12 protein-coding genes, 2 tRNA genes and 1 other RNA gene are annotated in these 14,304 nt (G+C 54.9%); 8 read left to right on the top strand and 7 right to left on the bottom strand.

Annotation, left to right across the window (positions count from 1 at the left end):
* The first annotated feature begins 154 nt into the window (after positions 1-154).
* The 4 genes from DG357_RS13195 to narI are packed head-to-tail and all read left to right on the top strand — an operon-like array spanning position 155 to position 6,814.
* Entirely contained in the window at positions 155-3,898 is a 3,744-nt protein-coding gene (locus tag DG357_RS13195) for a nitrate reductase subunit alpha (RefSeq protein ID WP_088204328.1), read from the top strand.
* Positions 3,895-5,430 carry a nitrate reductase subunit beta gene (narH, locus tag DG357_RS13190; protein WP_088204329.1) on the top strand — a complete coding sequence of 512 codons (1,536 nt, stop codon included), beginning with the start codon at positions 3,895-3,897 and terminating at the stop codon, positions 5,428-5,430. The genes DG357_RS13195 and narH overlap by 4 nt, the downstream gene beginning before the upstream one ends.
* A complete protein-coding gene (gene narJ / locus DG357_RS13185; protein WP_045261096.1) occupies positions 5,427-6,137 on the top strand; it encodes a nitrate reductase molybdenum cofactor assembly chaperone in 711 nt (236 codons plus the stop codon). Before narH ends, narJ begins: the two co-directional genes overlap by 4 nt.
* Complete coding sequence (gene narI / locus DG357_RS13180) at positions 6,137-6,814, top strand: respiratory nitrate reductase subunit gamma (RefSeq protein WP_021240339.1); 678 nt, start codon at positions 6,137-6,139, stop codon at positions 6,812-6,814. The genes narJ and narI overlap by 1 nt, the downstream gene beginning before the upstream one ends.
* On the opposite strand, the gene DG357_RS13175 is transcribed toward narI, so the two are convergent.
* Complete coding sequence (locus DG357_RS13175; RefSeq protein WP_088204330.1) at positions 6,811-7,707, bottom strand: DMT family transporter; 897 nt, start codon at positions 7,705-7,707, stop codon at positions 6,811-6,813. The genes narI and DG357_RS13175 overlap by 4 nt on opposite strands.
* Before the next feature lie 107 nt (positions 7,708-7,814).
* Between DG357_RS13175 and DG357_RS13170 the strand changes: the two genes are divergently transcribed.
* Positions 7,815-8,258, top strand: coding sequence for an Lrp/AsnC family transcriptional regulator (locus DG357_RS13170; RefSeq protein WP_041909598.1), 444 nt, complete (start codon positions 7,815-7,817; stop codon positions 8,256-8,258).
* A gap of 5 nt (positions 8,259-8,263) precedes the next feature.
* Here DG357_RS13170 and DG357_RS13165 read toward each other — a convergent pair.
* The 5 genes from DG357_RS13165 to DG357_RS13145 all read right to left on the bottom strand — a co-directional run bounded on the left by DG357_RS13165 (position 8,264) and on the right by DG357_RS13145 (position 10,136).
* Positions 8,264-8,381, bottom strand: a non-coding RNA gene (locus tag DG357_RS13165) — RtT sRNA.
* Between the two features lie 44 nt (positions 8,382-8,425).
* A tRNA-Tyr gene (locus DG357_RS13160) sits at positions 8,426-8,510 on the bottom strand.
* Positions 8,511-8,545: 35 nt separating this feature from the next.
* Positions 8,546-8,630 (bottom strand) — tRNA-Tyr (locus tag DG357_RS13155).
* 158 nt (positions 8,631-8,788) lie between these two features.
* The gene (purU, locus tag DG357_RS13150; protein WP_028013439.1) at positions 8,789-9,631 is read right to left on the bottom strand and encodes a formyltetrahydrofolate deformylase; all 843 of its coding nucleotides are present in this window, start codon (positions 9,629-9,631) and stop codon (positions 8,789-8,791) included.
* A 46-nt stretch (positions 9,632-9,677) separates the two neighbouring features.
* The gene (locus tag DG357_RS13145; protein ID WP_041909602.1) at positions 9,678-10,136 is read right to left on the bottom strand and encodes a YchJ family protein; all 459 of its coding nucleotides are present in this window, start codon (positions 10,134-10,136) and stop codon (positions 9,678-9,680) included.
* A 114-nt stretch (positions 10,137-10,250) separates the two neighbouring features.
* Between DG357_RS13145 and rssA the strand changes: the two genes are divergently transcribed.
* The 3 genes from rssA to galU all read left to right on the top strand — a co-directional run bounded on the left by rssA (position 10,251) and on the right by galU (position 13,367).
* Positions 10,251-11,153 (top strand): patatin-like phospholipase RssA, encoded by a 903-nt coding sequence (rssA, locus tag DG357_RS13140; RefSeq protein WP_069732832.1) that lies wholly within the window; start codon positions 10,251-10,253, stop codon positions 11,151-11,153.
* 91 nt (positions 11,154-11,244) lie between these two features.
* Positions 11,245-12,258: a two-component system response regulator RssB gene (gene rssB / locus DG357_RS13135; RefSeq protein WP_028013436.1), complete on the top strand. Its 1,014-nt coding sequence runs from the start codon at positions 11,245-11,247 to the stop codon at positions 12,256-12,258.
* A gap of 200 nt (positions 12,259-12,458) precedes the next feature.
* A complete protein-coding gene (gene galU, locus DG357_RS13130) occupies positions 12,459-13,367 on the top strand; it encodes a UTP--glucose-1-phosphate uridylyltransferase GalU (RefSeq protein ID WP_028013435.1) in 909 nt (302 codons plus the stop codon).
* A 198-nt stretch (positions 13,368-13,565) separates the two neighbouring features.
* On the opposite strand, the gene hns is transcribed toward galU, so the two are convergent.
* Entirely contained in the window at positions 13,566-13,979 is a 414-nt protein-coding gene (hns, locus tag DG357_RS13125; RefSeq protein WP_028013434.1) for a histone-like nucleoid-structuring protein H-NS, read from the bottom strand.
* Positions 13,980-14,304: the final 325 nt, after the last annotated feature.

The raw sequence follows: 14,304 nt of genomic DNA, 5'->3' as shown, positions 1-14,304 counted from the left end.
ATACCGCTTTGGTGGTATTTGGTCTAACCCCTCCTTTTATAGTCCCTCTTCGTCTTGATCGTTATCAATTCTCCCCCTCTTTCAGGGCGTTACCTTCGCTGCAAATCAGCAATGTCGATTTAGAGAGCCACAGGCTCCATACAGGAGATACCCGATGAGCAAATTTTTGGACCGGTTTCGCTACTTCAAACAGAAGGGTGAAACTTTTGCCGATGGGCACGGCCAGGTTCTGGATACCAACCGGGACTGGGAAGACGGTTACCGCCAGCGCTGGCAGCATGACAAAGTCGTCCGTTCTACCCACGGCGTAAACTGCACTGGCTCATGTAGCTGGAAGATTTTCGTTAAAAACGGTCTGGTGACCTGGGAAATGCAGCAGACCGACTATCCGCGCACCCGTCCGGATATGCCGAACCATGAACCGCGCGGCTGCCCGCGCGGGGCCAGCTACTCCTGGTATCTCTACAGCGCCAACCGTCTGAAATACCCGCTGATGCGCAAACGCCTGATGAAAATGTGGCGTGAAGCGAAAGTGCAGCACAGCGACCCGGTTGATGCGTGGGCCTCTATCATTGAAGATGCCGACAAAGCGAAAAGCTTCAAGCAGGCGCGCGGTCGCGGTGGTTTCGTTCGTTCTTCCTGGAAAGAGGTGAACGAGCTGATTGCCGCCTCTAACGTCTATACCGTAAAAACCTACGGTCCTGACCGCGTGGCGGGCTTCTCGCCAATCCCGGCGATGTCGATGGTCTCTTACGCTTCCGGCGCGCGCTACCTGTCGCTTATCGGCGGGACCTGCCTGAGCTTCTACGACTGGTACTGTGACCTGCCGCCAGCGTCACCGCAGACCTGGGGTGAGCAGACCGACGTGCCGGAATCCGCCGACTGGTACAACTCCAGCTACATCATCGCCTGGGGCTCTAACGTTCCGCAGACCCGTACCCCGGACGCGCACTTCTTTACCGAAGTCCGCTACAAAGGGACCAAAACCGTTGCGGTCACCCCGGACTACGCGGAAATCGCCAAGCTGTGCGACCTGTGGCTGGCACCGAAACAGGGTACCGATGCCGCGATGGCGATGGCGATGGGCCACGTCATGCTGCGCGAATTCCACCTCGACAAACCGAGCCAGTACTTCACCGACTACGTGCGTCGCTACACCGACATGCCGATGCTGGTGATGCTGGAAGAGCGTGAGGGCTACTATGCCGCGGGCCGCACGCTGCGCGCCGCCGATCTGGTGGACGCGCTGGGCCAGGAAAACAACCCTGAGTGGAAAACTGTTGCCTATAACAGCAACGGCGAGCTGGTGGCGCCAAACGGCTCTATCGGCTTCCGCTGGGGCGAGAAGGGCAAGTGGAACCTTGAGCAGCGCAACGGCACCACCGGTGAAGAGACGGAGCTGCGCCTCAGCATGCTGGGCAGCCAGGACGAGATCGCCGAGGTTGGCTTCCCGTACTTTGGCGGTGAAGGTTCCGAGCACTTCAACAAGGTTGAACTGAAAAACGTGCTGATGCACAAGCTGCCGGTTAAGCGCCTGCAGCTGGCCGACGGTTCTACCGCGCTGGTCACCACCGTCTATGACCTGACCATGGCGAACTACGGCCTGGAGCGCGGTCTGAACGACGAAAACTGCGCAACCAGCTATGACGACGTGAAGGCCTACACCCCGGCCTGGGCGGAGCAGATCACCGGCGTACCGCGCGCGCAGATCGTTCGTATCGCCCGCGAGTTTGCGGAAAACGCCGACAAGACCCACGGTCGCTCGATGATCATCGTGGGTGCCGGTCTGAACCACTGGTATCACCTCGATATGAACTATCGCGGCCTGATCAACATGCTGATCTTCTGCGGCTGCGTCGGGCAGAGCGGCGGCGGCTGGGCGCACTACGTGGGCCAGGAAAAACTGCGTCCGCAGACCGGCTGGCAGCCGCTGGCGTTTGCCCTTGACTGGCAGCGTCCGGCACGTCACATGAACAGCACCTCCTACTTCTATAACCACTCCAGCCAGTGGCGCTACGAGACGGTTACCGCGCAGGAACTGCTGTCGCCGATGGCGGATAAATCCCGCTACAGCGGCCACCTGATTGATTTCAACGTGCGCGCTGAACGCATGGGCTGGCTGCCGTCTGCGCCGCAGCTGGGCACTAACCCGCTGCGCATTGCACAAGAGGCGAAGAAAGCGGGCATGTCGCCGGTGGATTACACCGTGAAATCGCTCAAGGAAGGCTCCATCCGCTTCGCGGCAGAACAGCCTGAGAACGGCAAAAACCATCCGCGCAACCTGTTCATCTGGCGCTCCAACCTGCTGGGCTCATCCGGTAAAGGCCACGAGTACATGCTGAAATACCTGCTGGGCACCGAGAACGGTATTCAGGGTAAAGACCTCGGCAAGCAGGGCGGCGTGAAGCCAGAAGAAGTGGAGTGGAAAGACAACGGTCTGGACGGCAAGCTGGATCTGGTGGTGACGCTGGACTTCCGTCTGTCCAGCACCTGCCTGTACTCCGATATCGTGCTGCCAACCGCCACCTGGTACGAAAAAGACGACATGAATACCTCGGACATGCATCCGTTTATTCATCCGCTGTCTGCGGCCGTTGACCCGGCGTGGGAATCGAAAAGCGACTGGGATATCTACAAAGACATCGCGAAGAAATTCTCCGAAGTCTGCGTAGGTCACCTGGGCAAAGAGACCGACGTGGTGACGCTGCCAATCCAGCACGACTCCGCTGCCGAACTGGCGCAGCCGCTTGACGTGAAGGACTGGAAAAAAGGCGAATGCGACCTGATCCCGGGCGTGACCGCGCCGCACATCATTCCGGTTGAACGTGATTACCCGGCAACCTACGAGCGCTTTACCTCCATCGGCCCGCTGATGGAGAAAATCGGTAACGGCGGCAAAGGCATCGCCTGGAACACCCAGAGCGAAATGGACCTGCTGCGCAAGCTCAATTACACCAAAGCGGACGGCCCGGCCAAAGGCCAGCCAATGCTCAACACGGCAATTGATGCGGCGGAGATGATCCTGACTCTGGCACCGGAAACCAACGGCCACGTGGCGGTGAAAGCGTGGGCGGCCCTGAGTGAATTTACCGGTCGCGACCACACGCATCTGGCGAAGAATAAAGAGGAAGAGAAAATCCGCTTCCGCGATATCCAGGCCCAGCCGCGCAAGATTATCTCCAGCCCGACCTGGTCTGGTCTGGAAGATGAGCATGTGTCCTATAACGCTGGTTATACCAACGTTCACGAGCTGATCCCATGGCGCACGCTTTCTGGTCGTCAGTCACTGTATCAGGACCACCAGTGGATGCGCGACTTCGGTGAAAGCCTGCTGGTGTACCGTCCGCCAATCGACACCCGCTCCGTGAAAGCGGTGATGGGCGCGAAATCGAACGGTAACCCTGAGAAGGCGCTGAACTTCCTGACGCCGCACCAGAAGTGGGGTATCCACTCCACCTACAGCGACAACCTGCTGATGCTTACCCTGTCGCGCGGTGGTCCGATTGTCTGGATGAGCGAAGCGGACGCCAAAGATCTGGGTATCGAAGATAACGACTGGATTGAAGTGTTCAACAGCAACGGCGCCCTGACGGCGCGTGCGGTGGTGAGCCAGCGCGTACCGGCCGGGATGACCATGATGTATCACGCGCAGGAACGTATCGTGAACCTGCCGGGTTCAGAGATCACCGAGCAGCGCGGCGGTATTCACAACTCCGTGACCCGTATTACGCCGAAGCCGACCCACATGATCGGTGGCTATGCGCAGCTGGCCTACGGCTTTAACTACTACGGCACCGTAGGATCGAACCGCGATGAGTTCGTGGTGGTGCGTAAGATGAAGAATATTAACTGGTTAGACGGCGAAGGTAATGACCAGGTACAGGAGAGCGTAAAATGAAAATTCGTTCACAAGTCGGCATGGTGCTGAATCTGGATAAGTGCATCGGCTGCCACACCTGTTCAGTGACCTGTAAAAACGTCTGGACCAGCCGCGAAGGTATGGAGTACGCCTGGTTCAACAACGTGGAAAGTAAGCCGGGCACCGGTTTCCCGACCGACTGGGAAAACCAGGAGAAGTGGAAGGGCGGCTGGATCCGCAAAATCAACGGCAAGCTGCAGCCGCGCATGGGTAACCGCGCAATGCTGCTGGGTAAAATCTTCGCTAACCCGCACCTGCCGGGCATTGAGGACTATTACGAGCCGTTTGATTACGACTACCAGAACCTGCACAACGCGCCTGAAAGCAAACACCAGCCGATCGCCCGTCCTCGCTCGCTGATCACTGGTCAGCGCATGGACAAAATTACCAGCGGTCCAAACTGGGAAGAAATTCTGGGCGGCGAGTTCGAAAAGCGCGCCAAAGACCAGAACTTCGAGAACATGCAGAAGGCGATGTACGGCCAGTTCGAAAACACCTTCATGATGTATCTGCCGCGCCTGTGCGAACATTGCCTGAACCCGGCGTGCGTCGCGACCTGCCCGAGCGGTGCCATCTACAAGCGTGAAGAAGACGGCATCGTACTGATCGACCAGGACAAGTGCCGCGGCTGGCGCATGTGCATCACCGGCTGTCCGTACAAAAAAATCTACTTCAACTGGAAGAGCGGTAAGTCTGAGAAGTGCATCTTCTGCTACCCGCGTATCGAAGCCGGTATGCCGACCGTCTGCTCCGAGAGCTGCGTAGGTCGTATTCGTTACCTCGGCGTGCTGTTGTACGACGCGGACGCGATTGAGAATGCCGCAAGCACCGAGAATGAGAAAGATCTCTATCAGCGTCAGCTGGATGTCTTCCTCGATCCAAACGATCCGAAGGTGATTGAGCAGGCGCTGAAAGACGGCGTACCGCAGAGCGTGATTGACGCCGCGCAGCAGTCTCCGGTGTACAAAATGGCGATGGACTGGAAGTTGGCCCTGCCGCTGCACCCGGAATACCGCACGCTGCCGATGGTCTGGTACGTGCCGCCTCTGTCGCCGATTCAGTCTGCGGCGGACGCGGGCGAGCTGGGCAGCAACGGTATTCTGCCGGACGTGGAAAGCCTGCGTATCCCGGTTCAGTACCTGGCCAACCTGCTGACCGCCGGAGATACCCAGCCGGTGCTGCTGGCGCTGAAACGTATGCTGGCAATGCGTCACTTCAAACGTGCGGAAACCGTTGACGGCGTGAACGATACCCGCGCGCTGGAAGAGGTCGGCCTGACCGAAGCGCAGGCGCAGGAGATGTACCGCTATCTGGCAATCGCTAACTACGAAGATCGTTTCGTGGTGCCAAGCAGCCACCGCGAGCTGGCTCGCGAGGCCTTCCCGGAAAAAAGCGGGTGTGGCTTTACCTTTGGCGACGGTTGCCACGGGTCAGACAGTAAATTCAACCTGTTCAACAGCCGCCGCATCGACGCCATGGATGTGACCAGCAAAACGGAGCCGCACCAATGATTGAACTCGTCATTGTTTCGCGTCTGCTCGAGTACCCTGATGCTGCGCTTGCGCAGCATCAACAGGAACTCTTTGATGCACTCGCGTCATCTGAAAACCTGGATAAAGAGGATGCCCAGAAGCTGGGCGTTTTCCTCCGCGATCTGCTGGCGCGCGATCTGCTCGACGCGCAGGCGGACTACAGCCAGCTGTTTGACCGTGGTCGTGCGACGTCTCTGCTGCTGTTTGAGCACGTTCACGGTGAATCCCGCGACCGCGGTCAGGCGATGGTGGACCTGATGGCCCAGTACGAGCAGCACGGCCTGCAGCTCGACAGCCGCGAGCTGCCGGACCACCTGCCGCTGTACCTGGAGTATCTGGCGCAGCTGCCGAAAGAAGAGGCGCTGGGTGGTCTGCAGGATATCGCCCCGATTCTTGCGCTGCTCGGCGCGCGTCTACAGCAGCGTGAGAGCCGCTATGCCGTACTGTTCGATCTGCTGGTGAAGCTGGCGAACGCCTCTGTAGACAGTGAAAAAGTGGCGGAGAAAATCGCGGATGAAGCCCGCGACGATACCCCGCAAGCGCTGGATGCCGTCTGGGAAGAAGAGCAGGTGAAATTCTTTGCTGACCAGAACTGCGGCGAGTCTGAAATCTCCGCTCACCAGCGTCGTTTTGCCGGCGCGGTTGCCCCGCAATATTTGAATATCTCTAACGGAGGACGGCACTAATGCACTTCCTGAATATGTTCTTCTTTGACATTTACCCGTATATCGCGGGCACCGTGTTCCTGGTGGGAAGCTGGCTACGCTATGACTACGGCCAGTACACCTGGCGTGCTGCCTCCAGCCAGATGCTGGACCGCAAAGGGATGCACGTCGCGTCTAACCTGTTCCACATCGGTATTTTGGGGATTTTTGCCGGTCACTTCCTTGGGATGCTGACGCCGCACTGGATGTACGAAGCGTGGCTGCCGATTGAAGTGAAGCAGAAGATGGCGATGATCGCCGGCGGTGCCTGCGGTGTGATGACCCTGGTGGGTGGCCTGCTGCTGCTGAAACGTCGTCTGTTCAGCCCGCGCGTGCGTGCAACCACCACTGCAGCGGACATCCTGATCCTCTCCCTGCTGATGGTACAGTGCGCGCTGGGTCTGCTGACTATTCCATTCTCTGCGCAGCATATGGACGGCAGTGAAATGATGAAGCTGGTGGGGTGGGCGCAGTCCGTCGTGACCTTCCACGGCGGAGCGTCTGAGCACCTGGACGGCGTGGCGTTTATCTTCCGCGTTCACCTTGTGCTGGGGATGACGCTGTTTGTGCTGTTCCCGTTCTCCCGACTGGTGCATATCTGGAGCGCGCCGGTGGAGTACCTGACGCGCAAATACCAGATTGTGCGTGCCCGTCGCTAATTCAGCGTCTTGATACCAACCCCGCATTCGCGGGGTTTTTTTTCGCCCCAGCCCAGGTTGTTGCCCGCTGCAGCAAACAGGATCAACGCGCCGCCCGCCAGCTGCGTCAGATTCAGCGAGTGTCCGAACACCAGGTTATCGACAACGATCGCCACTACCGGATAGATAAACGACAGCGAGCCGGTAATGGGGGTAGGTAGCTTCTGAATCGCGCTGTAGAGCAGCTGGTACATAATGCCGGTATGGACGATGCCGAGCGTCAGCAGGATCGGCCAGGGAAAATCACCGGAAAATGACGGCCAGCTGGCAAACGGCAGAAGCATCACGACGCCCGTCAGCACCTGAATAAAGGCAATATGCTGCGGTGCGATAGTTTTCAGTTTGCGAGCAATGATTGCCGTCAGCGCGTAGAAGAAGGCCGCGGCCATTGCCAGACCAATACCCGCCAGCCATTCAGTGTCGTGGGTGCCGGTCAGCTCGCTGGAGAGCAGTATCACCACGCCGCCGAAGGCGAGGAACAGCCATCCCCATTTTACCACGCTGACGCGCTCGCCTAAAAACATCCCCATCAGGACCAGCATAAACGGCTGAGTGTTATAGACCACGGTCGAAAGACCAATAGAGATCCGCTCATAGGCTGCGAAGAGCAGCAGCCAGTTCAACACTAATGCCACACCGCCGAGAATCGCCAGCAGCAGCGTGGTGCGGGTGAGGGGGCTAAAGGGCTTTTGACTTACCCGGATAAAAATGAAAAGCGCTATTGCCCCAATAAGGCAGCGCCAGAACACCACTTCCGTCACCGGCAGACCGCTAAGCAAAACAAACGCGCCGATAGAGCCGGAAATTAACATCGCCAGACTCATCTGCCAGACGCCTTTATGTAAATCACGCATTATTCACCTCCTGATTAATAACGCTATTGTCGGAAATCGCTGTTGGGTTTTACAGGGATGAGATAAGGTTGAAGGTGTTAACTGCATTTTTAAATTAGGTGAAACGAGTGGAATACCTTATTGATGATATCGATCGGCAAATTTTAGCCTGCCTGGTTGAGGATGCGCGCATGTCGTTGAAGGTGCTCAGCGGCCGCATTGGCCTGACCTCACCCAGCACGGCAGAGCGTCTAAAGCGGCTGGAAGAGCGCGGTGTGATTCAGGGGTATGGCGCACGTGTGAATCTCGCGGCGCTGGGGTATACGCTGCAGGCGCTGGTACGCGTGCGGCCTTTGCCGGGGCTGTTGCATAAGGTGGATAAATACATACAGGCGATGCCGGAGTGTATTGAGAGCGACAAAGTGACCGGGGAAGACTGCTTTGTGATTAGGCTGGTGGTGCGATCGATAGAACAACTGGATGCGCTGCTGGACGGGCTGGCGGAGCATGCCCAATGTAATACGTCGATTGTGAAAAGTTCGCCGGTGAAGCGTCGTTTGCCGCCAATGTAGTCGTCTGTCGCCGGGTGGCGGCTGCGCCTCGCCCTTCGGGTCGTTGCCTGCGGCAACGCTTTCTCGCTGCGCTCGAATCGAACCTTAGTCGAAGCTTCTCATCCTTCCCCTTGCGGAAATACATGATGCACGGTGCGAGCAGAATATTAAGTGTCGTTTGAAAATGATGGTGGTGGGGGAAGGATTCGAACCTTCGAAGTCGATGACGGCAGATTTACAGTCTGCTCCCTTTGGCCGCTCGGGAACCCCACCAGGGGTAATTCAAATTTTGAGGTCGTGCTGAGAGATGGTGGTGGGGGAAGGATTCGAACCTTCGAAGTCGATGACGGCAGATTTACAGTCTGCTCCCTTTGGCCGCTCGGGAACCCCACCACGGGGTAATGCTTTTTTACTGGCCTGCTTCCTGCTGGAAGCGGGGCGCATCATATCAAATGAGACGCCCCTGTAAAGCATTCCTTTAGGGAAAAGAAGCTGTTTGCCTGCTTTTTATCCGTAAAGGCGCAAAGCTAATCAATTCATTTTCCGAAAGATTAAAGAATGATGGTTCTGTTACCGTACACAAAGACACGCTGCGCCAGCACCTGATACAGGGCACGACTCAACACGTTCTTCTCAACGTCACGTCCGGCGCGCATCATATCTTCTGCGGTGTAGGTGTGATCCACGTGAATCACGTCCTGCATGATGATGGGACCTTCGTCCAGATTGTCATTCACGTAGTGCGCGGTTGCGCCGATGATCTTCACGCCGCGCTCGTACGCCTGGTGATAAGGCCGCGCGCCAATAAAGGCCGGCAGGAACGAGTGGTGAATGTTGATAATCTTGTTCGGGAAGCGGGCGACGAAGGAAGGCGTCAGCACGCGCATATATTTCGCCAGCACCACGTAGTCCGGGTTATGCGCTTCAATGGCAGCAGCCATCAGGTTGTCGTGCTCTTCACGGGTATGGCCTTCATGGCTTACCAGTTCAAACGGAATATCAAAACGCTCAACCAGCGTGCGCAGGGTTTCGTGGTTGCCAATAACAGCGGCAATTTCTACGTCCAGGCCGCCGTAATTGGCCTTCATCAACAGATCGCCCAGGCAGTGAGCTTCTTTCGTCACCAGAATCACAATGCGACGACGGCCCGCAGGATTCAGCTCACGCACGGAACCGTCCGGCAGCGCGCTGTCCAGATCGGCCAGCAGGGTGGTGTCGTTGAAAATGCCTTCCAGTTCGGTACGCATGAAGAAGCGACCGGTACGGTGGTCAACGAACTCGTTGTTCTGCACGATATTCAGTTCATGCTTGTAGCAAATATTGGTGATTCGTGCGATCAGCCCTTTTTGATCGGGACAGATAGTGCGCAGAACTTTACGTTGTAATGATTGCATCGCCGGGAAATCCTGTTTGTATTTGCGAAGTCTGGGTTGTCAGGCGTTACTGCCCGCAACACTTTTTGAATTTTTTTCCTGAACCACAAGGGCAGGTATCGTTACGACCAAACTGTGGGCGCGTACCGTCAATATAATACCACTGCCCGCTTTCCTTTAAGAACCGGGAACGCTCGATAATGGCGCCAGGCCTGGCGTTCTCGGTAAAACGGGCAACAAAGCTGACAAAGCCTTCGTCGTGGTGGCTACCGGGTGACGATTCAAACACGGTAAGCCCAAGCCAGTGGGTGTTGGCGAACCCGGCTTCGATCTCCTGTCGGAAATCGGCGGCGTGGCAGGACGGGTGCCAGGTTTTTATCAGGTAGTCTGCGTCTTTGATCACAAAAGCAGTATACCGTGAACGCATGAGGTGTGACGGATCCGGTGCAACCTGATTGCCAGAAAGATATCGCTGGCAACATAGGCTATACTCCAGAGCGCTACCACAGGGGCAGAGTTGAGACACGATTCTCTTCCTGGAACAAAAAATAAGGGCGTAAAACGCCTCGGGTAGCACTATGTTAACTGAGCAGTTGCGTTGACGCTATGTCAGGAATCCAGGGGAAGTAAAACAGGGCTAATGAGAAAGGTTAAAATTGGACTGGCGCTGGGATCAGGTGCAGCCCGGGGATGGTCTCATATCGGCGTGATTAATGCCTTAAACAAGATGGGCGTTGACGTTGATATCGTAGCAGGATGTTCAATCGGATCGCTTGTCGGCTCCGCTTACGCGTGCGGCAAGCTTCCGGATCTCGAAACCTGGGTGCGCTCCTTCAGCTATTGGGACGTGCTGCGTCTGATGGATCTCTCCTGGCAGCGCGGTGGGCTGTTGCGCGGTGAACGCGTCTTTAACCAGTTCCGCCGAGTGATGCCTCTCGAAGACTTTACTGACTGCCGGATGCCTTTCGGTGCCGTCGCAACCAATCTCAGCACAGGCCGTGAACTCTGGCTGACCGAAGGGGATATTCACCTTGCGGTGCGTGCTTCATGCAGTATTCCTGGGCTTATGGCGCCCGTGCCCCATAACGGTTACTGGCTTGTCGATGGTGGTGTCGTGAACCCGGTTCCCATCTCTCTGACGCGCGCCATGGGGGCGGACATCGTCATCGCCGTTGATTTGCAGCACGACGCTCATCTGATGCAGCAAGACCTTATGCCGATCAATCTGCAGAGCGAAGATGCCGACGTCGAAAAGCTTGCCTGGCATGAACGCCTGCGCGGAAGAATTGGTCGCCTGGCCGCACGACGCTCGGTTGCCGCACCGACGGCCATGGAGATCATGACCACCTCAATTCAGGTTCTTGAGAATCGCCTTAAACGTAACCGTATGGCTGGCGATCCTCCGGATATTCTTATTCAGCCTTACTGTCCGCAAATCTCTACCCTTGATTTCCATCGGGCTGAGGCCGCCATCGCAGCGGGCTCGCTAGCCGTCGAAAAGAAAATAGACGAGTTGCTGCCGTTTGTGCGAACAGCACGTTAAGCACCTTTTTTTGACTACTTCAGCAAAATCTGACAGGCGATAGTGCCGATAGCATGCCACTATTTAGTAACTGTCAGCCAGGGGAGGAACCATGACGCAGCCATTGGCCGGAAAACACATTTTGATTGTTGAAGACGAGCCCGTTTTCCGATCGCTACTGGATTCGTGGTTATCCTCGCTGGGAGCAAACACTTTACTGGCTGAAGATGGTGTCGACGCGCTGGAGAAAATGACCGGTATTACGCCCGATCTGATGATTTGCGACATCGCGATGCCGCGAATGAATGGGCTGAAACTGGTTGAACATCTGCGCAACGAGGGTGACCAGATGCCCATTCTGGTGATCTCCGCGACAGAAAATATGGCGGATATTGCCAAAGCATTACGTCTTGGCGTTCAGGATATTCTGCTGAAACCCGTCAAAGATCTGAACCGGTTACGTGAGACGGTATTAGCGTGCCTTTATCCAAATATGTTTAATTCCCGCGTTGAGGAAGAGGAACGCCTTTTTCAGGACTGGGACGCGCTGGTGAGTAATCCGCCAGCGGCGGCGAAATTGTTGCAAGAACTTCAGCCTCCCGTTCAGCAAACTATTTCCCACTGCCGCGTAAACTATCGCCAGCTGGTGGCGGCCGATCAGCCTGGGCTGGTGCTGGATATTGCACCTCTGTCTGATTCCGACCTCGCATTTTATTCTCTGGACGTAACCCGTGCAGGGGATAATGGCGTATTAGCTGCATTGTTACTGCGCGCACTCTTTAATGGATTATTGCAGGAACAGTTATCACATCAGGGACAACGGCTCCCAGAGTTAGGCAGTTTACTCAAACAGGTAAACCAGCTTTTTCGTCAGGCCAATTTACCCGGACAGTTCCCGCTGCTGGTTGGTTATTACCATAGCGGTTTAAAGAATCTTATCCTCGTTTCTGCAGGTCTCAACGCGTCACTGAATACCGGGGAACACCATATTCAGGTGAGTAACGGGGTGCCGCTTGGAACACTGGGAACGGCGTATCTAAATCAAATTAGCCATCGCTGTTCTTCCTGGCAGTGCCAAATTTGGGGTGCCGGGGGAAGGCTTCGCTTAATGTTGTCCACGGAATAAGCAATTGGATCTTAATTTTAAGATTGCTTTACCTGTGTTTTCTCGGGAGTGCTACTATCGCTGCCCAGATTCATGCGTATTTGTCCTAATTCATCGGCAACGCGTTCTTTTCAGACCCGGACTGCGGGGCGAGGCTGATATACTCAACGCGTTATTTATTGCATAAAAGTTCAAAACTTGAACAGCTCAGGAGAATTTGAATGGCTGCCCTAAATTCGAAAGTCAGAAAGGCCGTCATCCCGGTAGCGGGATTGGGGACCAGGATGTTACCAGCAACTAAGGCGATTCCTAAAGAGATGCTGCCTCTGGTTGATAAGCCATTAATCCAGTATGTCGTTAATGAGTGTATCGCGGCTGGCATTACTGAAATTGTGCTGGTTACGCATTCATCTAAAAACTCTATCGAAAACCACTTCGATACAAGTTTTGAACTCGAAGCCATGCTGGAAAAACGCGTTAAGCGTCAGCTGTTAGAAGAAGTTCAGTCTATTTGCCCTCCGCACGTCACCATTATGCAGGTTCGTCAGGGGCTGGCTAAAGGTCTGGGCCACGCGGTTATGTGTGCACACCCGGTTGTGGGTGATGAGCCCGTCGCGGTTATTCTGCCTGACGTGATTCTGGATGAATACGAATCCGATCTCTCCCAGGACAACCTGGCTGAGATGATCCACCGCTTTGACGAAACGGGCTGCAGCCAGATTATGGTTGAGCCAGTTGAAGACGTGACCGCTTACGGTGTGGTTGACTGCAAGGGCGTGAACCTCGAGCCAGGCGAAAGCGTGCCAATGGTTGGTGTCGTAGAGAAGCCTAAAGCCGACGTAGCGCCGTCTAATCTGGCAGTGGTGGGTCGCTATGTCCTGAGTGCTGAAATCTGGCCACTGCTGGCGAAAACGCCTCCAGGAGCAGGGGATGAAATCCAGCTGACGGATGCCATTGATATGCTGATCGAGAAAGAGACCGTTGAGGCTTACCACATGAAAGGTAAGAGCCATGACTGCGGTAATAAGCTCGGTTATATGCAGGCGTTCGTTGAATACGGCATTCGCCATAATACGCTGGGTGAAGAATTTAAAGGCTGGCTCAAAGAGAGTATGGGTATTAAGAAATAATCCAGGCGTAAATCTATGAAACCGGTGTGGCGCTGCCCACCGGTTTTTTTATGCCCATAAAACGCCATGACCAGCCTGTTTGTAAGCGAAACTAAATAGCCAAATAACGCTTTATGACGGAGTGTAAGAGGATGTTAGTGATAAATTGCGGGCAAAAAAAATCCCACCAGAGGCGGGATTTTTCTGAATTCGGCTTGATTAATCCTTGATCAGGAAGTCATCCAGCTGTTTACCTTGCTCATCCATAGCTTTCTTGATTACAGCAGGAGTACGGCCCTGGCCGGTCCAGGTTTTAGTTTCGCCGTTCTCATCTACATAGCTATATTTAGCAGGACGGGCAGCGCGTTTTGCTTTGGTACCGGTTTTTGCAGCAGCAATGCTGTTCAGCAATTCATTTGGATCGATACCATCAGCAATCAGCATTTCACGATATTGCTGCAGTTTACGCGTACGCTCTTCGATTTCAGCAGCAGCAGCGCTTTCTTCTTCGCGACGTTCATTAACTACAACTTCTAATTTTTCCAGCATTTCTTCGAGCGTTTCAAGGGTACATTCTCTTGCCTGCGCACGAAGAGTACGGATGTTGTTCAGAATTTTAAGTGCTTCGCTCATTGTAGTAATCTCAAACTTATAATGGGGGGTGGTTTGTTGACCTAATAATAGAGCCATAAATTCAGATGTGCAATAGCCAGGAATGTAAGGAATTCAAAAAATACTAAATAAAGCCGCTATTATTAATTACGCTAACTTAAATTTCCTCTTTGGCAGTCTCGCTTGTTATCACGATAACCTGCTTAACCCCGCCGCTTGCATCTTTTTTTTGTGACATTTGCCGCAGGAATTATAGTTTCGGCGGATAAATATCAGCCTTTTGTATTAGTTCCAGGCGACGGTGTTAAGGCAGGAATAGTTAATAAATAGTGAATTTTAATGAACG

Source organism: Enterobacter bugandensis (genome assembly GCF_900324475.1).
GTDB lineage: Bacteria > Pseudomonadota > Gammaproteobacteria > Enterobacterales > Enterobacteriaceae > Enterobacter > Enterobacter bugandensis.
Note: the sequence above shows the minus strand (reverse complement) of the source record. Positions and strands in the feature narration are given on the sequence as shown.